Origin of the sequence: Pseudoalteromonas rubra, assembly GCF_001482385.1 — a bacterium.
GTDB classification, from domain to species: domain Bacteria; phylum Pseudomonadota; class Gammaproteobacteria; order Enterobacterales; family Alteromonadaceae; genus Pseudoalteromonas; species Pseudoalteromonas ardens.
Window position 1 is genome coordinate 480,907 of the sequence record NZ_CP013612.1, and the last position, 23,776, is coordinate 504,682.

Below are 23,776 nucleotides of genomic sequence, written 5' to 3' on the forward strand. Positions count from 1 at the left end.
GAGCGCGATAAGCCACTCAATCCATAAAAGCAACACGTACGATAATGGCGCCAATGACGATTATAAACAACACCAGCTCCAGTTTATAAACGACGGAACGTGTCTCCCTTTCTGCCTTATTTTTGGCTATCTCCTTTTTTATATTGGTACCTTCAGGATGCCTTTTCTCATAGGCTTGGTTTGCTTTCTCGGCGAATTTTTTGCGTTTGTCAGGACTTAGCGCTTTATTTAATGCCGCGCCATGGTCTGAAACATGACCTTTGGCCGAGCGTTTTGGTGGACTGGGCATAGTAACCTCCCCAACGAACCCCTCACGTTAAGTATAGCGCCAGATAGAGAAGACTGGCAGCATACTCTGCTGCCAGGAGAAATAAGAGACGCTGCCTAATGAACCAGTTCACGGCAAGCAAGTCAAAAGGTATACAATCGGGTGATATTTGTACATTACACCACATTACATGAAAACAGGCGGTGGCACTGGTGACTCAATTGGCAAAGCATTTTTTAGACGGTGCGATTTTTATGGCTGCGGTGGGATTAGTCGGATGTGATGCGCCAATTCAAAATAATGACGCTCAAACAATTAGCCTGCAACAAAACGCGGTTCAGGGCCAGTTTTCAGTGGATGGCAACTTGGCCGTGTTACACAATCCGGGTGATAAACTTGCAGTATTTCATATCAATACTCAGACCCTTATATTTGCAGTCGCAGATCCCATAACCAGGCTCGAAAATGCCAAGGGAAAAATACTGGCGTTCAGTCTCAGTGATGATAATAAGCGACTTGCAATAGGCTACCAAAAATCGGTAGAGCTATGGGACGTTGAGCAAGGACTGCAATTGGGAACGGTTACGGTACACCCTTCATCTGAACTGGCAAAGGTCTCGGCATTGCACTTGTATAGCCGCCCCAACTTGTTGCTAGTCGGGTTAAATGACGGCACCATCAACTTACTGGATTTGGATAACCAGTTGGTAAAAACAGCTAGGCTTCACGACAGTAAAGTGATGCATGTTGCGATGAGTGGACAAGGCCAGAGTGTGCTGAGTGCAGGGCATGATGGCCAGGTATTGTTATATGACGCGCGTACTATGAAAATAAAACGGCGTTTTGATTTTGGCCGCCGTATTACCAGCATCGCGCACAGTGCAGATCAAACCCAGCTGTTTGCATCCGATGCACTCAATGAGCAGCGTATTTTCTCCGTATACTCAGATGCCGAATATGACATTAACTTGCGCTATCCGGAGCGTTTCAGATGGTTTCGCGCGGCTGCATTTAGTGCAGACCAGCGTTATTTGGCTACTGGGTCGTCAAAAGCCTGGTGGACTTTATGGGACGCGCAAAACGGTCAGGAAATTGGCGCTTATGCTATCCAGGCCCAGAGTCGTGATGCCACTGTGCTTGATATGTATGCTAACTCACAAGGTGAACTGCTCACACTCAGCAGTGATGGTTTTGTTGAGTTGTGGCAGATCAGTACTTTACTAAATCGTGAGTGAGGGCTGGTGTGGTTCTTGCTGTCGATAGCACAGGTGAGGTGTTATCGAGATGTAATAGTAACAGGAACAGGTTTCGTCTACTATCTGTGCTGTTAAAAGTGGTACGCGTTTTCAGGTGTACTTTTTACTCTCAATTAATGCACGTATAATCGCGGTTTTAGTGGTGTCACGAGTAGAGTTATGTGGTTAAAGGTATTGCTGGCGGCGTTGTGTGTGGTGATGTTGAGTGCATGCAATGAGGAAATCCAGCTAAGTCAGGGTAATGTTGGCAGACTGAATGACAGTGGTATTGCGATAGGCCATTTCTCAAAGGATGGGACAAAGCTCGTCACATTTGATAATCAAAAACGAATTCAGGTCTGGAACGTGGCTACTCAACAGGTTGAGTTCACAGTGCCCAAAGAGAAGACGCCTGAGTTTGTTCGGGATGTAGCCCTGTCAGAAGATTTAAAGATGCTGGTGATTGCCAGCGAGTCAGAATTGGCTTTTTGGTCTCTGAGTAAAGGTAAGTTAGTGACCAAGGTCGCATTTGGTGGTGTGACACCCGGTGCGGTCATTACGGCTATGGCCATATCGCCCAAAAATGACAAAGCCATTGTGGCAATGGCGGATGGCACCATCAATATGGCCGATTTACATACCCAGATAAATAACCGCTTTGCACCGCACTCGCGGCCAGTTCAGCATGTGTTTTGGGATGATAAGGGTGAACTATTCGTAACTGGCGCTCAGGATGGCAAACTGGCGCTGTGGAAATTTGGCTCGGCAGAGCCTATTTTTATGAAAGAGTTTAATCACCGGGTTACCAGTGTTGCAGTGCGTGATGACTTTTCAGCCTTGTTTGCGTCCGATGCTTTGAATGAACAGGTTGTTACATCATTGACCGATGGGCAGAGTATTAGTGAACTTCAGTATATGTCACGCTTTAAAGTATTTCGTAAAGCGCTCTTTATTAAAGGGAGTGAGTTGCTCGCAACGTCCTCATCAAAGTCGCATTTGAGCATCTGGAATGCGAAAAATGGCGAGGAGCTAGGTACCTGGCAAATTAGCTTTGTTCACGATGGGGCGACTATCGTAGATATGTATGCGGCGGATAGACATACCCTCCTGACATTAAGCAGTGACGGTATTTTAGAGGCCTGGACGCTTAACGCATTAGCTCAACGCTAAAAGAAGGTGGCGGCATGGTTAGATGGATTTTGGTTTGCTTGTTTATCGTCAGCACTCGTGTGATTGGCGCAGAGCCAACCTCTGGCAATGAGCCAGATAAAGGCGATGGTGTACAGATAACGAATGCCGAGTCGCACCAGACCCATGATCTGGCTACGACACAACCGGATGTGCAATCTCAGTCTCAGTTCACTGCGCTTAACCTGATTGCGTTGTGCTTTTTGGTTTATCTTTTATGGACTGTTGCGCGTTACCTTTATATGCGCAAACGTGAAGCCGATAAAGCACAGGCTGAAAAGTTGAAATGGCAGGTTTATCGTAGCCTTACGACATCGCTTGACGCAAAACACTATACCATCTTAACACGTCACCTGTATCCGGAGCAGTTAGAGGCTTTATCTTTAGATTGCGTCGTGTTGTCACCATTTGGTGTTTTTGTGGTGGTGGTGGTTGAGCAAAGTGGGTTGATTGCTGTCGAAACGGACAGCCAGGTTTGGCCCTGCCGCTACAAGAACAAGACCCATTACCTGGCAAATCCGCTTACGGCAGCGGCACAACGCGCCGCTACACTGGCTGGAGTGTTAAATACGCCATTCGGTGTACGCTGGTTGGCGGTGTTTCCCGATGATGCGGAGTTTAGCCCAACCCGGCCAACAGATTGCTGTAAGGTCAGCGAAGTTTCGCTGGATATACTCAGGTATACTCGGTGTCAGTTTAGTCACGAGCAAGTCAGGTTATTTGAGCAGGCTGTGTTAAGCTATGGAGAGCGCCATAAGCAATTGAGTGCTTGAGTAAAATTCCGTGTCAGCCACACTGAAGTATGTTTATCTGGGCTAATAAACAGGCCGTTCATTGCCGTTAATACACTTCATGTAGATTATATATCGTACACTAAGTCGAACTTTCTTAATTTAGGTTCTGTTTTTACCGAGGTTTGCAAGCCCAGGTTACACCAATTTATTATTCAGATTGATATTACTAATGACATTTTTGATGCGCGGGCGTTGAAATCAGGGTACAATTGCGACTCTTTATCATTTCCCCTGCTGTATTTTATAAGGCATTAAACTGCTCGAATGACCGATCTGACTACACACCAAGCGTCTCGTAATCGACTCCTTATCGCACTTGCACTCACATGTACCTTTATGATTATCCAGGTTGTCGGTGCGTATTATGCCAATTCGTTGGCTGTGCTAGCCGATGCCGGGCATTTATTCGTACACAATAGCTCTTTGCTCATTGCGCTAATCGCCTCGTCCGTCGCAATCAAGTTGGCGAAAACCTATAATGATGGATATAAAAAGGCGGAGTACACCGGTGGTCTGTTTAATGGGCTACTGTATTTATCCATCGCTGCCATTATTTTGCTTGAAGGCGGCGAGCGGCTTGGCCATCATGCGCAAGGGCATGACCTAAATGTGAACGCCTTTGCGATGTCGAGCATTGCCGCTGTTGGGTTCTTGTTTCATGGTGCCTCGGCCTGGGTGTTATATAAGGGCCGTAAAGACAGTATCAATGTTTATGCGGTATTTCTGCACTCCTTTTTTGATTTACTCTCAACGGTTTCTACCTTTGTTGCAGGCGTACTGATCCATCTGACCAACTGGCAGGTTATTGATATTGTCTCGAGTATGTTGATATCTGTGTTCGTGTTGTTCACTGGCGTTAAGGTGATCTATGCCTGTATTCAGGGTCTGACGGAAAAAGCGCAAATGCTTCCGGCTGTCGAGAAACTGGAACAGCTGCTCCTGTCGACTGAACACGTGGAAAGTGTTCACAACATTACCGTTACCATGCTGGACAATCAGTTAACCGTTGGGGCGCATATTGTACTTAAACACCATTGCACGATTGAAATGCACGATGAAGCGTGTCGCCTGGAAGTAGAACGTGCTTTGATGAATACCTATGCGGTTAAACAATGCGTTTTACAAATAGAAAGCCACGATTGTCCAGATCACTAAACTTGGCAAAAGTCAGTTTTTCCTTTACTTTTTAACAGTATCAGTAAAAAAATCGCAAGCTTTAAAGTGAGCAACACAGGCTTGCGTGTTGCGGGTGATAACTTGCATAGCTGACCGAAGCTCAGGAATTGCGTAGTACTCATAAGATGAGGTGCAGGATCCTGTAGGTGTTAAGTTCAAGAGGAGCCTGAGTATTGTTCGGGAAAATAACAGCATTACCTAAGATCGCGATTGCGGTTGTGCTCGGGCTGTTAGGTGGCTTTGCTAACCTTTTACCCCTATGGTTCCTGGATAGTTCCGAGTTTCTGCTTGGTCAGCTGTTTGTTATTCTTGCATTGATGTCGCTGGGTTGGCGCTATGCTTTATTGTGCGTGGCGATTGGTGCGGCCTTTATATTTTATCGCTGGGGCCATTGCTGGCCATCTACGGTGTTTTTGTTAGAGATAGCCTGGTTACAGATCTTCTGTGTCAGACCTAACAAGCCTTTATTCATGCGGGGCCTGGCATTTTGGGTGTTGTTTGGGATCCCCTTGCTCTTCCTGTTCGGTAAGTTTGCCCTTGACCTCAACTTACTGGTTATTATAACGGCGCTGGCCAAATACTTTATTAATGCTGCTATTTGTCTGGTTATCGTCGACTTGCTGTCGTTATTTTTATTTAAACAATTGTGGCAGGCCAAACCACTGTATCGTATTTTGAATTATATGATCAGTCACCTTATTATTTTGGTGGTACTGGTAACCACCATCATGCTGACCAATAGCCACTATGAACGCATAGAATATGAGGTGAGAGCACAGCTGAGTGATGTCGCGAGCACAACGGCACAGCGAATAGATAGCTTTCTTGGTAATCATCGCCGAGCTTTGGCAAATGCTGCGCACAATATTGAAGCCGGATTAGACCAGCAGCATACGATCACCCGATTGGTCGAGTTTTACCCGAATATTCGCACTGCTATTACCGCGGATGAATCCGGGCTGGTTACACACTTCTACCCCGATACGCTCAGAACCAGTCTGGCTGGCGAAGTGCCTGCGGTATCCGACCGTCAGTATTTTATTCAGGCACCGTATTATCCGAATGGGTTTGTGTCGGGTATATTCCGGGGTAGGGGGTTTGGTGATGATTCAATAGTGGCTATTTCTGCACCTATATACGATAGGGGGAATTTTGCCGGGGTTGTGGAAGGGTCTGTATTTTTTGATACATTTGAACAATTTATTCCCCGTATTTTATCGCACCTTGGGCACCTGATGATCCTCGATAGCGAAAACAAAGTGGTATTTAGCTCCTTGAAGTCCGACTTTAATACACTCGATGAGCTGGATGAAGCGACGTTAAATTCGCTGACCAATGACGATTTAAATCTGTATGTTGGTAAGACGGAAGAAGTGTTTTATCGTCGCAGTGTGCGTTCAGAGGAGTTTAGCTGGCAAGTCATCAGTCTGGTGGAGCGCAAGTATGTCAATATAGCGGTCGCATCGGCATGGGGACAGTCTTTTTTCCTCGCCCTGTTTATTATTGCACTGAGCAGCGTTTTGGTCAGCAAACTAACCCGTATGCTGATCAACCCAATGCATGACCTTAGTACTCGTCTGAACGGTTTTGACCCAGCCAGTCGTAATGAGGAGCTATCTCCTCGGGCAGAAGCTACCTTTCTTGAAGTGATTACGTTACAGCAACAGTTTACCCAGCTGGCGTTTAAGCTGTCTATGAGCTTCAAAAAGTTGCAGAAAGCCAATCAGGAAAATCAGTCACTTAATGCTCAGCTCACCAATTTCAATGCCCAATTAGAGAGTCAGGTGCAGGAGAAAACAGAAGAGCTAATTGATGCGCTCGACAGGGCAAACAAAGCGAGTTCTGCAAAAAGTCTGTTTTTGGCCAATATGAGTCATGAAATACGCACACCGCTCAATGGGATAATTGGCATGACCGCGGATATGCAGCGCCACACCCATGATACAGACGTTGCTGAGTCTTTGCAGATCATTTACCAGTCTGCGCATAACCTGCTACTGATCCTGAACGACATTCTTGATTACTCCAAAATAGAGGCTGGCGCTCTGGAGCTAGACAGGCACGATGTTGCCTTTCGTAAGATGTTACATTCACTGACTACGTCCTTTTGCAAAACTGGCGTGAAGGCCGGGGTGACATTTAGCTACGAGGTTAACGACACTATTCCCGAGTATCTCAAACTGGATGAATTGAGGGTGACCCAAATCATTAACAACTTGCTTAGTAATGCTGGCAAGTTCACTGAGCAGGGGAGTATTAAGCTCAGCGCCTGTTACATCGACGAAGCCTTACGTATTGATATTTCGGACACCGGAGTAGGGATTGCGAAAGAGAAACAGAAGCAGCTATTTGGAGAGTTTATTCAGGCAGATGTCTCTACAACACGTAAATATGGAGGAACAGGGCTTGGCCTGACAATATGTAAACGTCTGGCAGAGGCAATGGGTGGGACAATTAGTTTAGAGAGTGAGGCCGGCAAGGGCAGCACGTTTACGGTGATTTTGCCTGCTACTCCGGGCGAGGAACAACAAGAAGAAAAGCAGCATGTTAGTGCACCAGACCTGAGCGGCGTGGATGTTTTGCTGGTTGAAGACAATCCAATTAACCAGATCGTAGCGGCGAAATTAATGGAACATACAGGCTGCAGTCTGACTAAATCAAACGATGGCCTGGATGCGCTGTCTGTTTTAGAGGGTAACCATATTCCCGTTATCCTGATGGATTGTCAGATGCCAAATATGGATGGGTTTGATTGTACACGTCGTATTCGTCAAAACCCTGAGCTATACGGTACGCCCTACATCATTGCTATAACAGCAAATGCCTTCAACGAGGACAAAGTGAAATGTTTGCAGGTGGGAATGGATGACTTTGTCTCCAAACCCATCGAGCCTGACGCACTATACCAATGTCTGGCTCGATGGCGTAGCGAATAAATACGTTAGCCCACGTTAGCCACATCAGCCGGGTATTGCTCAAACAAACCCGCTGCGCTTAAAGGTTTTGAAAAATAATACCCTTGCATGTATTCGCAGCCCAGATCCCTAAGAAAACTAAGCTGCTGGGCGGTTTCCACCCCCTCGGCGATACATGCCATATTGAGGTTTTGTGCGAGCAGATAGATGGTTTTTACGATGGAACGATTATGGGGGTGAGTTTCCAGTGTACGGACAAAACTCTGATCAATTTTGATAATGTCGATAGGGAATTGACTTAGGTATGTGAGCGAAGAGTAGCCCGTGCCAAAATCATCCAGCAGCAGTGTAAAACCAAACTTCTTAAGTTGGGCCAGCGTTTTACTCGCTTTATGCCGATCTGCCAGGAAGCTGGTTTCTGTGATTTCCAGTTTAAGTTGATGATTGCTCAAACCAAATTCCGCCACAATGCTGTCTAGAGAGGCCGCGAGGTTATCACGCATAATATGTTGAGGTGAGAGATTCAGTGACAAATAAAATGAGGACTGCTGGTGGAAAAATGGCATAAGTTCCCCCAGGGCATTGCGTAAAGCTTGCGTTGTCATTTGCTCAATTAGGCCGACTTCTTCAGCAATTGGAATAAACTCTGCCGGTGATACAGGTTTTGCCCCCAACTGCCAGCGCATTAACAGCTCTACACCAATCAAGGTGTGTTTGGTGGTGTTCACAATAGGCTGATAATGGTTGTAAAGCTGATTGTCTGCTACTGCTTCTTTGAGCGCCGCTTCTAAGCTGAGTTTTCTGCTCAGGTGCGCATTCATTTCGCTGGTAAAAAACTTAAAGTTGTTTCTGCCACTTTGTTTGGCATGTAGCATCGCGATATCTGCATTTCGCAATAAGCCTTCCGCTGTCTGTTCGTCAAATGGAAAAATAGCGACACCTACGCTGGCAGAGATGCTCATAGAGATACCATCTACTTCGTATTTATTGCACAACGACGTGATCATCTGTTGAACCAGCTCTGTGACCTGGGCGACATCTTCGAAAGTTTTTATCAGAACAATGAACTCATCGCCACTCTGGCGGCCCAAGATGCAGTGCGCGTTTAAGGAGCTGTTGATCCGTTTCGTAACTGCAATCAGGAGTTGGTCTCCTGCAGAGTGGCCATAGGCGTCATTGATGGGCTTGAATTTGTCCAGATCGATAAACAATAATGCGCACCCGGAATTACTTTTAGCTGCATTATATATTGCAAATTCAATGTGTTGCAGCATTAGGTTGCGATTAGGTAAATCCGTCAGGGCATCAAAGTTTGCGAGATAACGTAACTCACTTTGTGCTTGCTTCTGCTGAGATAAGTCGGAACCAACGATGACTAAAAATTCTATTTCACCCTGGTCATCTGAAATTGCATTGATACTGAGCTGAACTGTACTTTGGCGTTGATCATCAAATGTCACTTCAATTTCTAGTTTTATGTTCTCTTTAGGTTGGATGTTACGCAGTGCGTTAAGTAATTTTATTAGTTGTTGTCGGCCAAGTCGTTGTTTGAGTACGCTAAGTGTCAGTTGTTTTTGAGGCTCGTATGGGTCCAATCCCAAAGATGAAGACAAACTTTGGTTGACGGATAAAAGCTGCAAGTTGCTGTCGAGGATCAATAACCAGTCCTGGATCTGAGACAGGGCCTGGGCAAACATAGCTGCATTCAGTTGGTTCGCTTTTTGCTCCGTGATATTACTGTAGATACCTGATGCCTTTAGCGGCACACCTTTGGCATCCCATTCGCTGACCTTAGCAATATCGTGATACCAGAGCCAGCCTTGTTGCTTTGAAAAAATCCGATAGGTGATTGAGAGCTGACTGTCCGGTGAGGCAATAAAGCGCGCCCATTGACGTTGTACCATTTCTTGATCTTGTGGGTGCACTTTGTCAAAAAAACCGGTCAGACTGAGTTGCTTACTTTGGCTGGTGTCCTGAGTATTGCTGAGCAAGGCAAATTGCTGAGTCTGCATGTCCATGCTCCACAGTCCACTTTGCGTTTTCGTCAGTGCCAAGTCGGTCTGGGCCTTTGCATGTACTAGCTGGTCATAGGTTTGTTGCAGAGCAAGTTGCTTGCGATGGTGTCTGCGATAAAGCATGGCCAGTAAAACAGCAATCAGCAACAGATAACTGGTGATAGCTAACGGTGTATTCCACCAGGCATGCTTGATTTCAAAATGCAGCTGGCTTTGGGTGCGTTTTGCTGTGTCGCTAGGTCGGAACTCAGACAGGGTCAGGGTATATTTTCCTGGCTTTAAGGCATTAAAAAACAGATAGTTATTCTTAACATCTTTGATCTCAAGGGAAGTCGGGCCCGACAGTTGAGCCGTGACAAAATTACGGCGCACATTAAAAATATTGAACTGACTAAACTCAAAGCGAAACCCCATGTCGTCATATTCAAACTGCAAAGTCTGCGTGTCGAGTTGTGCGGGCGAGACAAGTATGGGTCTGGACATTAATTGCACACCGGAGAAGGAGAGTTGCTCTGTTTCTGCTGGCAGAGTAAAGGCACTCGGGTCGAATTTTATGGCACCGTTGGGCGTACCGAACAGCATTTCTCCTGAATGCAAAGACAGGCTGGCTCCGACATTAAACTCGTTGGTAACCAGCCCATTTCGGTGATCATAGTGGTCGAGCTGTAGTGTTTCTAAATTGAGTTTATAAAGACCATTTTGACTACTTATCCAAAGTTGGTTGTGCAGGTCACGTTCCAGTGCGTACAAGGTATTGGTGCCAAGCCCCTGCTCCTTTGTGATATGTATTATGCGCTGGAAACTGTGTGTTTCGAGTGCAATGAGCCCCATTGTGTTGGTTGCCAGCCAAAGTCGGCCCTGGCCATCCTTAATCCAGTCATTCACGATAGGGTAGGCTTTATCAGAGGCGGCTTCTGCTTGCCACAAAGTATCGACCTGGTGGCTCAGGCGATCGTAACTCACAAGCGCGTTGGCGGTGCTGAATAATAACTCATTGGGTTTTTCTGGTCTGGCTGGCAGAAATAACAGAGCTTGCAGGTCATCTATCTGTGCTTCCAGCTCACTTAATGTGGTAACCGTTTGTAAGGCAATGTCATAAAGGAAAATATTATGGTGCGTATGGAACAAGAGGGTACGCTGATCTACCAGCATAGAGCCGACTAAATGGTCTTCGCCCGTCATGGCAACAGTTGCGTTGGTGACTTTGAGCTCAGAGGCTTGTCCGGTTGATATGTCAAACTGTTTTAGCCCAGCTTTGGTATCAAGCAGGAGCATATTGTCAGTCTGATAGGGAGAGCTATAGATGTTGTAGACCGCTTGGCTGCCATACTCAGGTTTGTGGCTTTGATTACGAAAATAACTTTGTTGCAGGGTTGCTTGTTGCCCATCAGAAAATAGGTGTAATCCATCATCGCTGCCAAGCCAAAGTGTACCATCGTTTTTTTGATGCACAGCCCAGATATTGTTATTAAAGTTATTGTTATGAGAGGCGAGTAGTTTAAATCGGTACGCTGAAGTTGGCCAAATAAATGTCCCACTATTATTGGACCCCATCCACAGGTTTTCATGCTTGTCTAACAACATGACAGGGATGGTATTTTGCGGTGTCAAATAGCGGCTTTCGCTGAACGAGAACAGCTTACTGGCGCTATGGTTACGGCGGTCGAGCAAATATAGGCCCGAATCTGTGGCCAGGTACTCTCCATATGGTCCGATTGCATGTGCCCAAATATTGAGGTGTGAAACTAGTTCATAAGCTTGCTGGTCCAATAGCTGGCTGGTATCACCCGGAATGACAAACAAGCCTTCCACAGTACCCACCAGCAGTCCCAGCGCCGGGTCATGCTTGAGCAGTTTTACATTGTTATTGAGCGCAGACTTGTCTACTGAGCCCAGGTGGTTCAGTGAGCTGAGTTGCTCATTTTTGAATTGAAACAGTCCAGATTCTGAGCCAATGAGCAAAGCATCGTGCCATGCCAGCATGGTGCGAACATAGGCATTACGTGGCAGGGTGAGCAAACGTTCTGCCGCAAGTGTTTGTGCGTCGACGCTGTATAGTACGTTTTCAATTGCAATCACGTATTGCTCTTGATACTGCACAATGGCATTCACCGCAGCATCTGGCGCTATGCCCTGACGTCCGCCTTGGTCAAACAACTTCACCAGAGATAGAGTACGGGTGTTTAGCAAAAATGCGCCTGATTGTGCCGTTGCTATAAATAATTGATCATTGTCTAACAGTTGGAGCAGCAAAATGTCACTGCCTGAGAACAGTGCCTGACCCTTGAAGGGACTAAATTGGTTGCCGTCATGTCGGTTTAGGCCTTGCTGGGTGGCAATCCAGATATATCCCTGCCTGTCTTGTACTAGCGCGGTGACACTCGACTGAGAAAGCCCTTCCTGCGTCGACAAACGGCTGATCTGATTTGCATAATAAGGATCTGCAATCACCAAGTGGTGATATATCATTAAAAAAGACAATAAAGCTGCTTGTAGCCAGTTGTTCATTCACTCGTTCCCGGGCGCACAACAGTGAATAGTCCTTTTACGCTTTTGTGCTGTCATATTCGCTGAGGCATACATTGCTCAGATTATGCTAATTGTACCAAGTTATAGACTGAGCTGAACGAGAATTCGTAAATTTGCCTCATCTGACCATTTATTGGGTAAAAAAAGGCTGGTTTAGGTAAAACCTAAGCTATTGAACTAAAAGGTGGATCAAAAACACAAGCAATGCAACTACGAATTATTCTCATTATTTCTGCTTTTGTTGTTGATAACCATTTTTGTTTAGATTAAACTTGTCTGCAGTTAAGGTTATTGAGAATGGTTTTCAGTTATGTATATCTGCATTTGCCACGGTGTGACGGACAAAAAAATCGCCGAATCTATTGATGATGGCGCAAGGTCTATGCGCGATTTGAGCAAAGAGTTAGGTGTGGGCTCTCAGTGTGGTAAGTGTTGTAACTGCGCTAAAAAAATACTGAATGAAAAGCTAATCGACATCGTGGATGTGACAGAGCAAGTTGCTTAATTAATTTCTCGTTCAAACCATTTTCTCAAAAAAAGGGCTTTAAAGCCCTTTTTTAGTATTACATTTGCGTCTGCAGGTAGTTTTCGATACCGGTCACTTTGATAAGGTGTTGCTGGGTCTCCAGCCAGTCGATTTGCTCTTCCTGTTCATTGAGAATATTGTCGAGTGCTTCACGACTAATGTAGTCCTGCTTTTCTTCACACAATGCAATCGCATCAACCAGATCCCCCAAGGATGCTTGCTCAAATGCCATATTGGCCGCAATCATTTCCTCGCTGTTTTCACCAATTTTAAGTCGACCCAGATCCTGAAGGTTAGGCAAGCCTTCCAAGAACAGAATACGCTCAATCAGGCGATCTGCATTCTTCATTTTTTGGATGGACGTTTTATAATCTGCTTTATCCAGTTGCGTAAAACCAAAATCCTTAAACATACGGGCATGCAGGAAATACTGGTTAATACCTACCAGCTCGTTTGCAAGTACGGTGTTTAGTGCCGTTATTACCGCTTTATCGCCTTTCATAATGACTCCTTACGCCAGCTGAGATTGCAGATAGTTTTGAATACCGATTTTGTCGATAAGACCGATTTGTTGCTCTAACCAGTAAACATGATCTTCTTCGGTATCAAACAGCAGCTTTTCGAGGACAGCACGTGATTGATAGTCTTGCTCCTGTTCGCAGATCTTGATGGCCTGTTTAACGCTTTCTACCACTTCCAGTTCCAGCTTAAGATCGTTTTCCATCATAGATTTTACGTCGCTACCTATGAGCAGATCGCGGCGTTTAGTCATGTTAGGGACACCTTCAAGGAACAAGATACGCTTGATTAACCAGTCTGCGTGAGTGGTTTCTTCTTCCATTTCGTGATTAAGACGCTCATAAAGTTTGTTCAAACCCCAGTCGTCATACATGCGGGAATGAATAAAGTACTGATCAATGGCTGCGAGTTCATTAGCCAGTAGTGCGTTAAATGCATCAATTACCTGTTGCTTGCCTTGCATAAGTGTCACCTCAATTCGTTCTAAATTGACGCCAGTGTACGTGTATATAATTTCATGTCAATAAAAAATCTATATAAATCAATATATTAACAACTGATTATTATTCTCATTTCAGTTCAGTTTTTGGACTTTAAATAGCAATCAGATGCAATAGGACAGTGGGTTTATCAAGCCATAGTGAGTTTCTGGTAGAGGTCAAGGGGATTTAGTACCCGGTCATCTCTACTCATATGACGCTAATACGCGCATAATAGGGGTATAACCCGTGGGTATTTTTTATTGGGTTCCGAATATGGCCAGTACCGTTGCATGACTGGTTTTACACTGAGTCTGAGTCACATAGAAGAGTTGATGTATGTTTTCTTCAGAAGTTTGTGCCAGGGCACGACAGAGCCGGGATGCACGGTTTGATGGTTTATTTTATGTTGCGGTCAAGAGTACGGGTATATATTGTCGCCCGATATGTCCGGCCCCGGCAGCAAAAGAGCACAATGTGCAGTATTACCAACATGCACATTGTGCGGCACAGGCAGGGTTTAGACCTTGCATTCGTTGTCGACCAGACAGTGCGCCTGGTAGTTATGCCTGGCTAGGCACTCAAACTACAGCTGTCAGAGCGAAAAGATTGATTGACGGTGGTTTTTTGGGCAGTGCAAGTGTGACTCAATTGGCCGACAAATTGGGAATTACGACACGATACCTGACTAAACTGTTTCAACAGTATTATGGTATAGCGCCCAAAAAATATGCGCTGTTTAAACAGTGTGACTTAGCAAAGCAGTTGTTGCAGCAAACAGCCTTACCGATTACCCAGGTTGCGTATGCCTGTGGGTTTAACTCGCAGCGTCGTTTTAACGACGCATTCAGTCGGCTTTATCAGATTACGCCATCCAGCTTACGTCACGGTGCTGAAGTGAGTCAGCAGGTTGAATTAATGATGGCCTTTCGTCCCCCTTACAATTGGCAGGCGATGTGCGAGTTTTTAGCGCATCGTTTGGTGACGCCTCTGGAGTGGTTAGATGACACATCTTACGGGCGTAATTATAGATTGGGCGATTATCAAGGTTGCTTTACGGCGCATTATGAGGAGTCTCAGAACCGCTTCAGAGTAACGATTGAGATCAGCGATCTTAAAGGATTACCTTTGGTGGTCAATAATATCCGCCGGGTATTGGATTTAGATGCGGACGCCGCGTTTATCAACACGCATTTACAGCAACATTGTAGTGACATTAGGCTTCAGGACGGGCTGAGATTACCTGGGATCTGGACTCCTTTTGAAGCGGGAATACGCGCTGTTTTAGGGCAGCAAATCAGTGTTACGGCTGCCAGGAACCTAATGATCCAGCTAGTTGAACAGCTGGGAGAAAAGCAGAAAAATGGCAGGTATCAATTTCCCTCAGCAGACGTTATTGCGTCATCTGACCTGTCGTTTTTTAAAATGCCTGAACGCCGTAAGCAGGCAATAATAGCCCTAGCGCAGCATCATGTGGACAATCCAGATTGCACACCAGAATCCTGGCTGGCAATTAAAGGAATAGGTCCCTGGACTGTGGACTATGCAAGCATGCGGGGACTGAGTGCGCCGGATATTTATTTGGGCGGGGATCTCGGAGTGCAAAAAGCCATTGATAAGGTCGGGCAGATAGATGAGCCTGGCTGTGCGCCATTTAGAAGCTATCTGACTTTTCAGCTATGGCAGCAAATAAAATAACGAGACGTTTATTCAGGGAGTAATTTATGACTATTCAAACCTATCTGGCCAGTCCGGTTGGCGATATTACATTACAGGCAACTGATAAGGGGTTGAGTTATGTTGGCTTCGCGCCTAAATCTGTGTACTCAGAGGGGACCAATGAGCATCTTAAGCGCACCTGCACTCAGTTAACCGAGTATTTTGCCGGGCAACGGAGTGAGTTTGATGTTGCTCTGGATACGCAGGGCACGCCTTTTCAACAAGCTGTGTGGCAACTGCTGCGAGAAATCCCTTATGGCGAAATAAATACTTATGGTTGGATGGCAGCCAGACTTGGTAATCCGAAAGCTGTCCGGGCTGTCGGGGCTGCCAATGGCAAAAACCCAATCAGCATTATCGTACCATGTCATCGCATTATTGGCGCAAACGGAAAGTTGACGGGATATGCCGGCGGATTGGAACGTAAATCCTGGCTTTTAGCCCATGAAGGGATAAAAATTCCCCAGTAATGTAGGCTGTTCATAGCCAAGCTCTACGGTGAGTTATATACTAAGAGAAAGCCCGACCTAAAGTCCTGTTTTAATGCGATTGACTGTAATGTCGTTGATATTTTTGTTTGTTTGTTGCCAAGCTGCTGCGAAAGTATCCATCAGACTGTGTTACGAAGATAAACATATTCCGCCATTTTTCCTGGGTAACGGGTTTGACGTGCCACAGGAAAACCCAGGCGCAACCATTGAGATACTCAGACACCTTGAAACCCAGGTAGAGGGCGTACAGTTTAAGTTTGTACGCAAACCCTGGCAACGTTGCTTGTACGAAATAAAACGCAATCGTGTTGATGCTGTGATTGCCAGTTACCGCCAAGCACGGCAGGCCTTTTTGTCTTATCCGCTGAATGAAGATGGTTCCCCCGACACGCTGAGTTCTATTAGCCGATTCGGTACTTGTCTGGTCGGCATGACACAACTAAAAACCGCGATTCACGAACGCAGTTATCCTATCAATCTGGCTGTGCCAAGAGGGTATTCAGTTGCCGACTCAGTAGGTAGCGATAAGTACACTATCCTGAACACTGATTCACAAAGTGATGCGTTTGAGTTAGTACTCAAGGGCAAGGTACATGGCACATTTGGCTTGTGCCAGGTAGATGGTAAGGCGGTCGAAGCCTTTCCTTATCGACGACAACTTGCTGCGGTTTATCCGCCGTTGGACATCAGCTTTGGTTACCTGACGTTTTCGAAGCAATTTAAAGCGCTGCATGCGCCAACAGCAAAAGCCTTATGGTCTATGTTAAGTACCTCTGAACTGCACCATATCTACATTGCGTACATTAATCGCCAAAGCTATCCAGGTGATTCGCAAGGCAGTAGTCGAACCCCAACAAAAGTGCCATGGCAGGTATTTGACTAGGCTGGCTTAATTGTCTGAGTTTGGGTAGACTATCGCGAATTTTTTAGCGGCAGATACGAGCATATGGCGCAACTTTATTTTTATTATTCGGCGATGAACGCCGGAAAATCCACCACATTATTGCAATCTGCATTTAATTATCGTGAGCGGGGTATGAATCCGTTTATCCTGACCGCTGCACTCGATGACCGTGCCGGCGTTGGTAAGGTCGCATCTCGTATCGGGCTTGAAGCAGATGCACATACGTACGAGCCAGCAACGGATCTGTTGCACCTAATCAACCAGTCGCATGATAAGCAAGCGCTGGATTGTATTTTGGTCGACGAGAGTCAGTTTTTGAATAAACAGCAAGTCTCTCAGCTAACCGATGTGGTTGATTTGTTAGGGATCCCGGTATTGTGCTACGGGCTCAGAACCGATTTCCGTGGAGAGCTGTTCGAAGGTGCCCAGTATCTGCTGGCCTGGGCGGACAAGCTGATCGAATTGAAAACGGTCTGCCATTGTGGTCGCAAGGCGAACCATGTTCTGCGACTGGATGCGGCCGGAAATGCAATTGCTGATGGTGCCCAGGTTGAGATTGGCGGAAATGACCGTTACGTGTCGGTCTGCAGAAAGCACTATAAGGCTGAGCTCAATAGACTTTGAGCTCATACTTAACTAAAAACACCAGGCGATAAAGCGGCTGACTTTTTGACCCTGGTGCATATCAATGACTTTTACTTCGCTTGCTTTGACCGCTTGCAGGGCTTTTTTCAAGGCCGGCAGATTGTCTTTTTTCGATACGAGTGAAGTGAACCAGCCAACCTGACCTGCAAAATCCTGGCTTTCGTGGATCATCGACTTAATGAACGCCAGTTCACCGCCCGGACACCATAGTTCAGGTGCATGACCGCCAAAATTTAACTGTCCGGTTTTTTGGGATTTGCCCAGATTACGCCACTTTCGTGCTGTTCCTGCTTGGGCTGCCTGCTCACTCTCATGAAAAGGCGGATTACACATCGTCAGATGGTAGGTATCTTTTACGTTAATGATCCCATGAAAAATGGCCTGCTGATCTTTTTGCTGTTTTATTTTAATCCCCAGCCCATTCGCTTTCGCGATGGTTTGTGCCACCGAAACGGCCATCGGGTTGATGTCAGAGCCGGTAAACTGCCAGCCATATTCAGCTTGCCCAATCAGCGGGTAAATCAGGTTCGCACCAGTACCAATGTCGAGGCAACGGATCTGCTTCCCGGTTGGGATTTCGCCCTGATTTTCATCGGCCAGTAAATCTGCTAGCGCATGAATATAATCAGCCCGGCCAGGGACGGGCGGGCACAAAAATGGTTCTGGTAATTGCCAGAGTTTGACCCCATAGTCGCTGGCAAGCAGTGCCTGATTCAATGCAACTACTGCAACGCGATCGCTAAAGTCTATGGTGTCGTCACCATGCGGGTTGTTGCGCAGGTGTTGCGTGAGTGCCGGATTTACCTGGCAAAGACGGGCGAAGTCATAGCCCTGTTGGTGTTTATTTCTGGGGTGCATTGAATGATTGTTATCTTACTTCATTGATACGCCATTATATCGAAATTATGCGTTTTGCGCTGCTTCTTTCCCTGCAAAGATCGAATGAGCCAGCTTGCGACGGTTGAATGCTGCTGGTACGATGAGTTTAAAAAATCACGTAACAATCAGATATGATCATACAAAACTCGCTTTATGTGCCTGTTGGGGAAGGGTATCAGCTGCATCTTCGCCATATTTATCAGCAACAGAAAATGGGCCCTACTGTGTTGCTTATCCATGGTGCTGTTGAAAATGGCAAGATCTTTTACACCCAAAGTAATAAAGGCCTTGCCCCTTTTCTGGCCGAACAGGGCTATCAGTGTTTTGTGGCGGATTTGCGAGGCAGAGGGGGAAGTAAACCTGCCATCAGCAAAGGGGATAAGCACGGTCAGACAGAATCGATTGTTGAAGATATTCCCGCTATTCTTGCGCACATCACGGCAATGACCGGTAAGCGGCCTCAGTTCTGGGTTGCGCACTCCTGGGGTGGGGTGTTGTTGAACAGTGTTCTAGCAAGGTTTCCTGAAGAGATAGAACATATCAGTGCCTGTGTTTACTTTGGCACTAAAAGGAGCCTCTATAATCGGCACCCAGAAAAGCTGCTCAAGGCTAATGTGATCTGGTATACGCTGGCATTCTGGCAGGTCAGAAAGCATGGTTACCTGCCTGCTCGCCAGCTAAAGTGGGGCTCTGATAATGAAACACGTAAATCTCATGCTCAGAGTGTGCAGTGGGCGAAACGCCGACCCTGGGTAGATAGCGATGACGGCTTTGATTACGCTGCGGCATTAAAAGACAAGGCACTGCCTCCGACATTACATATTGCGGGCGTCAAAGACAAAGCACTGGCACAGCCAGTAGACATCAGGCAGTTTATGGCTGAGTCGGGAACGGGCACTCAGGAGATTACTGTGTATGGCAGGCGCTATGGTCACCAGTATGATTACGATCATATCAATATGCTTACGCACAGCGCCGCGCATCACGACCAGTTTTCCGATCTACTGGCCTGGTTCGAACGGTACGGACATATCTGATTAATGCGGGTCGGGCTGGGCCAGCTCTTTTTTCATCTGTGCTTCGAACTTTTTCCAGTTTACCAGGGGCGCCGTATTCAGTGGCTTGCGCACCTGAGCTTTACTCAGTGTTGACACAACCTTGTGGCTTTTATAGAACTCCATACATTCAGGCTCGTACTTTTGATACATAAAGTTAAGTGCCTTGCGGATCTCCCGCTCCGGTTCCTCAAGCAATTTTTCGTAGCTCATAGTGTGGATGTTGCGTGGGAGCATCGTCTTAAAGTGCGTCATCACGTCATCGGTCAAATCGCTATATAACTGATACTCTTGTAAAGAGCAGAAGTAGGGCTCATCTTCAGCAAAGTGATTGCTATACACGGACCAGGCATTTGGCATAAAGTCCCGGGTCATATGGATAAAGCGGGCGTCCGGGAACATTTTGTAGATCAGGCCAATATTCTGGAAATTGGCAGGCAACTTGTTGATCACGGCTTCTTCTGCAACTCGATGGCGTTTTATTTCATCGACGTATAAATTACGGCAATGGTCGAGCATCGAGGTACTCAGTGTTTTGGTGCAATCCGGAAATGGCGCTTCGTTGCGCATGCTCAGATAAGGCACAATATCGTCACTAATGACCGTACTTTCGCCCATAGAGCCTACTTGAGAGTGCTGGATCAACATTTGTTCCAGCAAAGTGGAGCCAGTCCGAGGCAGGCCAACGATAAAGACGGGGGTAAACGTTGCCCTGACTTTATCTGGCGGTCTTGAAAAAAATGCCTCATCAAAACTGCTTTTCAAATACTCAAAAAAGGGCTGCATGGCAGAGGTATGAAAGTCACAGAGCGCATGCTGAGCCGCATTGGCTTGCTGGTAATGTGCGAAAGCTGCATCAATATCTGTGAGCTTTTCATAGGCATGTGCTTTAGCGTAATGAACCACAATGTGTATTCTGGGGTTATCCAGGTCTGCATTAAGTGTATCGAGCAGTGCCAAATACTCGGTTAGCTTTTCGCCCTCTGTGAGCTTGATTAATTCGTGGAGCATGAAAACCGTAATGGCGGAATGAGGGCAAGATAAGCCAGCATGAAACACATTCCGTGCGTTGTCGATAAATCCATAGTCGAGATAAAACTGCCCTAAATGATAGTGAGCCTGGGCGTTATGCCTGGCAACACTCAGGGTGTATTCAAGTACTGTTTTTGCATCAACGGGTGAGCCAACCGCGACAAACGCATCAGCCAGCGCATAGAGCGGATCGAGCATTTTAGGTAAGTGTTCACAGGCGCGTTTCAGATAATAGATGGCGTTATCGTATTGTTCGAGCCGCATACAGATCCTGCCAAGGCCAAACAGGGCCTTGCCGTTTTTTGGATTCTGTTTAAGCACTTGTTTGAACATAAACTCGGCTTCGCGAAGCCGGTTTTCTTCGAGTAATTCGGAGGCTCTTTCTAGCAGTAACATGTGGTTATAAATAGTTTTTTATACATGATAGAAATAAAAAGGGGAAATAGCTATAGCTACTTCCCCCTTTGTTTCTGGGTTACAGTAAGTCGTTAGAAGGTGTATGTTGCTTTTACGTAGTAGAAGCCACCGTTAATGCCAAATGGAGAGGTTTCGTAGTAGATACCGCCCCAAGTGTTTGAAGGCGTAAGCTCTGTGTTGCCATCTTCCAGGAAGTCGACCACTTTCTCAGCATCCTGGTCGAAGATGTTGTTAGCACCGACCGTCAGGCTAATATTTTCAGTTGCAAAGTATGTCAACTCGGCATCGAATGTGAATGTTGGGTCAGCCATGATAGCAGTTGCATCATAGTCGACGTGTACACCCTGGTATTCGCCATAGTAGTTGTAACGCAGGAAGCCTGAGAATTCTTCCCATTGTTGCGTCCAGGTATAGGTCGCTCGGTGCTGTGGCAAGTCTTTCTCAAGACGGGCTACCTTGAAATCACCTGTGATGACAGAGAACTCGTCAACTTCAGTTTCATTCCAGTTATACGCAGCACTGAAAGTGGCAAAGCCGCCTAGCAGGTCCATAGAGTAGTTAGCAACAACGTCAACACCCTGAGTTGTGGTATCGAAGTCATTGGTAAAGAAGGACACTTGCGCGATGCTGTCGACGTTAGGTACGCCATCTGCTTTCAAAGCTTCTTTTTGTGCCAGGGTCAAATCAATCTTATTCGACTGACTCAGACGGTCTTCTACCTTAATGTTGTAGTAGTCAATCGTCAGGAACCAGTCACCTGATTGATAAACACCACCGAATGTGTAACTCTGTGACTCTTCAGGCTGAAGTTCGGTACCGCCCAGAATTTGGGAAACTGGGTTAGTAGGTGGCAGCAGTGCCGAGTCAACCAATACACCACTACTCAGGTTGGTTTGTACGTTACTCACGTTTGCCTGGCCGACTGTTGGAGCACGGAAGCCCGAGCTAACAGAGCCACGTAATGCAATGTCTTCAGTAACATGATATTGCCAGGTCACTTTGTAATTGGTAGTAGAGCCGAATGAGTCATAATCTTCGAAGCGCAGTGCCCAACCCATTAAAAATTCTTCGGTGAATGGCGTTTCAATATCGACGTAAGCTGCGTAGTTACGACGCGAAAATTCCCCACCAGCTGAAGGCTGGAAGCCAGGGAAACCATTTGAACCGATACCAAACCCTTGGGTCGTTAATGGCCCTGCGATGAATGAGGCTTCATCACCAGGAATCACTTCAAAGGTTTCTTCGTGCCATTCAAAACCAACCGCGACGTTAACATCGTAGGCCAGGTCAAAGTCATACCCTTTAGAGAAGTCGGCGTTAAAGTTCTTCTCAAGCTGAATGTACTTACCCGGGCTAAACTCCATTGGCGTGTCTGGACCCAACGACGCGTTGACCGTGTTAGTTATAAAGTAGCGTGATTCATTACGGCCAACCGAGCCACTGAAATCGTAGTAGGCGCCTTTGAGGAAGCCATCAGTGAATTCCCCTTTGGTACCAATGGTCAAAGAAGTATCTGTAATGTTGCCGCCAAAGAAAGGCGTAAAACCTGCTGGCAGGATATTGTTAAATGCAAAACAGTTGGCAGCTGCAAGTGAATCTAATGCCGCTTGATCCGGCAGACCATTGGCCTGGATTTCAACCACTGGGCAGTTCAGCTGTTGGTCATAGCCATCCAATGAACCGACTAGTACCGTTGGGTTTGCTGCATCCCAGGCTGCTTGTTGCGCTTCGTCTGTCAGGTGACGTCGTGCAGGAGCACCGTCGACATTACGGATCACACCGCCGTATACACCCGGACGCGTTGTTGGATTACGATAATAGAACCCGCCCTTCACATCGCGCTCAGAGTAGTTACCAAACATGTAAAACTGAGAGTCATTGGTCAGTTCAAGACCAACATTACCAAACAGTGTGATGTCGTCTTTAATTTCTGGTGCCCCCCAAACCTGAGCCGGGTCTCTAACACCTTGTAAGCCCGCATCTATAAATGCTTGCGCATCAGGGCGTTGAACACTACGGCTGGTTGGATCGGCTTCTTTGTATTGGAAGCTTAAGTTAGCAAAACCTTGGTCAGTAAAGGGCAGACCTATGTTACCTTCGATGGTTGTTGTGTCGCCGTCGCCTTCATAATATTGGCCTTGTTTGACGGAAACGCTGCCGCCTTCTGAAGCATCCTTAAGTACAAAGTTCAGTACCCCGGCAATGGCGTCTGAACCATATTGTGCCGCAGCACCATCACGCAGTACTTCCACTTGTTTGAGCGCAATGCTGGGGATTACGGAAATATCCGGGCCCTGAGCACCATCGTTGATACCACCGCCTAGGAAGGCGATCACGGAAGAGCGGTGACGGCGCTTACCGTTGAGTAAGATTAGAGTAGAGTCTGCTGGCAGGCCTCGCAGGTTTGCGGGACGGACCAAGCTGGCTGCGTCACTGATTGGGTTGGCGTGAACGTTGAGAGAAGGAACGGACCCTTTCAATAATTCCAGCATGTCGTCGCCACCGGCCTTGCTTATCTCATCGCCACCAATGATATCGATGGGAACGGGAGAGTCACCAACCGAGCGTGGTGCAGCACGTGAGCCCACCACAGCGATTTTTTCAATTTTTTTGTTTTCGGCTCCAGCATCGGCCTCTTCTGCCTGTACGCTGGTTACCGCCAACCCCATTGTTGCTGTTGACGCTAATGCAAAATTAATCGCACGACTTAACGCGTTTTTCTGTAGTTTCATCCTGTTTCCCCAGTTATTATATGTTGTCATTTCTTACAATATACACAAATTGCGCACTTTATATTAACCTAATGTGTACTGGTTATTAAAGATAATTGCAAATATGTTCACTGCACCTTTAAAGGTAGCAGTGAATTTTACTAGGTCAAATTTTTCAATAACTTTTTGTTTGTGGTACAAAAAATAGTGTTTTTTTGGGGGTTTTTAAGGTACATGTCAGCATGAGATATGTTCACCAAAATGTCATTATTGTGCACT

The 23,776-nt window shown here is 46.4% G+C and carries 18 protein-coding genes; 11 read left to right on the top strand and 7 right to left on the bottom strand.

The genetic code is table 11. The annotated features are described in order from the left end of the window. Positions 1-16: 16 nt before the first annotated feature. Entirely contained in the window at positions 17-289 is a 273-nt protein-coding gene (locus AT705_RS21275) for a hypothetical protein (RefSeq protein ID WP_058798364.1), read from the bottom strand. A 200-nt stretch (positions 290-489) separates the two neighbouring features. Between AT705_RS21275 and AT705_RS21280 the strand changes: the two genes are divergently transcribed. The 5 genes from AT705_RS21280 (at position 490) to AT705_RS21300 (ending at position 7,597) form a co-directional block, all read left to right on the top strand. Further along, positions 490-1,503: a WD40 repeat domain-containing protein gene (locus AT705_RS21280; RefSeq protein WP_157576948.1), complete on the top strand. Its 1,014-nt coding sequence runs from the start codon at positions 490-492 to the stop codon at positions 1,501-1,503. 180 nt (positions 1,504-1,683) lie between these two features. Then, on the top strand, positions 1,684-2,673 hold the full coding sequence (locus AT705_RS21285; RefSeq protein WP_058798366.1) for a WD40 repeat domain-containing protein: 990 nt from the start codon (positions 1,684-1,686) through the stop codon (positions 2,671-2,673). Positions 2,674-2,687: 14 nt separating this feature from the next. Further along, positions 2,688-3,464, top strand: a complete 777-nt coding sequence (locus AT705_RS21290) for an NERD domain-containing protein (RefSeq protein ID WP_058798367.1) — start codon at positions 2,688-2,690, stop codon at positions 3,462-3,464. Between the two features lie 285 nt (positions 3,465-3,749). Next, a complete protein-coding gene (locus AT705_RS21295; RefSeq protein WP_058798368.1) occupies positions 3,750-4,640 on the top strand; it encodes a cation diffusion facilitator family transporter in 891 nt (296 codons plus the stop codon). A 194-nt stretch (positions 4,641-4,834) separates the two neighbouring features. Continuing rightward, positions 4,835-7,597: an ATP-binding protein gene (locus tag AT705_RS21300; RefSeq protein ID WP_082669104.1), complete on the top strand. Its 2,763-nt coding sequence runs from the start codon at positions 4,835-4,837 to the stop codon at positions 7,595-7,597. Positions 7,598-7,602: 5 nt separating this feature from the next. On the opposite strand, the gene AT705_RS21305 is transcribed toward AT705_RS21300, so the two are convergent. Next, positions 7,603-12,099: an EAL domain-containing protein gene (locus tag AT705_RS21305; RefSeq protein ID WP_058798369.1), complete on the bottom strand. Its 4,497-nt coding sequence runs from the start codon at positions 12,097-12,099 to the stop codon at positions 7,603-7,605. A 331-nt stretch (positions 12,100-12,430) separates the two neighbouring features. On the opposite strand from AT705_RS21305, the gene AT705_RS21310 reads away from it, so the two are divergent. Beyond that, positions 12,431-12,625: a (2Fe-2S)-binding protein gene (locus tag AT705_RS21310; RefSeq protein ID WP_010380974.1), complete on the top strand. Its 195-nt coding sequence runs from the start codon at positions 12,431-12,433 to the stop codon at positions 12,623-12,625. Between the two features lie 58 nt (positions 12,626-12,683). Here AT705_RS21310 and bfr (AT705_RS21315) read toward each other — a convergent pair whose 3' ends face one another. Next, entirely contained in the window at positions 12,684-13,148 is a 465-nt protein-coding gene (gene bfr, locus AT705_RS21315; protein WP_010380977.1) for a bacterioferritin, read from the bottom strand. A 9-nt stretch (positions 13,149-13,157) separates the two neighbouring features. Then, positions 13,158-13,628 carry a bacterioferritin gene (bfr, locus tag AT705_RS21320; RefSeq protein ID WP_010380979.1) on the bottom strand — a complete coding sequence of 157 codons (471 nt, stop codon included), beginning with the start codon at positions 13,626-13,628 and terminating at the stop codon, positions 13,158-13,160. 355 nt (positions 13,629-13,983) lie between these two features. Here bfr (AT705_RS21320) and AT705_RS21325 point away from each other — a divergent pair, with 355 nt between their 5' ends. The 4 genes from AT705_RS21325 to AT705_RS21340 all read left to right on the top strand — a co-directional run bounded on the left by AT705_RS21325 (position 13,984) and on the right by AT705_RS21340 (position 17,382). Next, entirely contained in the window at positions 13,984-15,342 is a 1,359-nt protein-coding gene (locus AT705_RS21325; RefSeq protein WP_058798370.1) for an AlkA N-terminal domain-containing protein, read from the top strand. Positions 15,343-15,368: 26 nt separating this feature from the next. Beyond that, positions 15,369-15,833, top strand: a complete 465-nt coding sequence (locus tag AT705_RS21330) for a methylated-DNA--[protein]-cysteine S-methyltransferase (protein WP_058798371.1) — start codon at positions 15,369-15,371, stop codon at positions 15,831-15,833. Between the two features lie 88 nt (positions 15,834-15,921). Further along, positions 15,922-16,737, top strand: coding sequence for a transporter substrate-binding domain-containing protein (locus AT705_RS21335; protein ID WP_167552016.1), 816 nt, complete (start codon positions 15,922-15,924; stop codon positions 16,735-16,737). 63 nt (positions 16,738-16,800) lie between these two features. Beyond that, complete coding sequence (locus AT705_RS21340) at positions 16,801-17,382, top strand: thymidine kinase (protein ID WP_010380985.1); 582 nt, start codon at positions 16,801-16,803, stop codon at positions 17,380-17,382. A 12-nt stretch (positions 17,383-17,394) separates the two neighbouring features. On the opposite strand, the gene rlmF is transcribed toward AT705_RS21340, so the two are convergent. After that, positions 17,395-18,261, bottom strand: a complete 867-nt coding sequence (gene rlmF, locus AT705_RS21345; RefSeq protein ID WP_058798373.1) for a 23S rRNA (adenine(1618)-N(6))-methyltransferase RlmF — start codon at positions 18,259-18,261, stop codon at positions 17,395-17,397. Positions 18,262-18,413: 152 nt separating this feature from the next. On the opposite strand from rlmF, the gene AT705_RS21350 reads away from it, so the two are divergent. Then, positions 18,414-19,319, top strand: coding sequence for an alpha/beta fold hydrolase (locus AT705_RS21350; protein WP_058798374.1), 906 nt, complete (start codon positions 18,414-18,416; stop codon positions 19,317-19,319). Here AT705_RS21350 and AT705_RS21355 read toward each other — a convergent pair whose 3' ends face one another. Then, complete coding sequence (locus AT705_RS21355; protein WP_058798375.1) at positions 19,320-20,765, bottom strand: tetratricopeptide repeat-containing sulfotransferase family protein; 1,446 nt, start codon at positions 20,763-20,765, stop codon at positions 19,320-19,322. 92 nt (positions 20,766-20,857) lie between these two features. Beyond that, positions 20,858-23,518 (bottom strand): TonB-dependent receptor plug domain-containing protein, encoded by a 2,661-nt coding sequence (locus AT705_RS21360; protein ID WP_058798376.1) that lies wholly within the window; start codon positions 23,516-23,518, stop codon positions 20,858-20,860. Positions 23,519-23,776 lie beyond the last annotated feature (258 nt).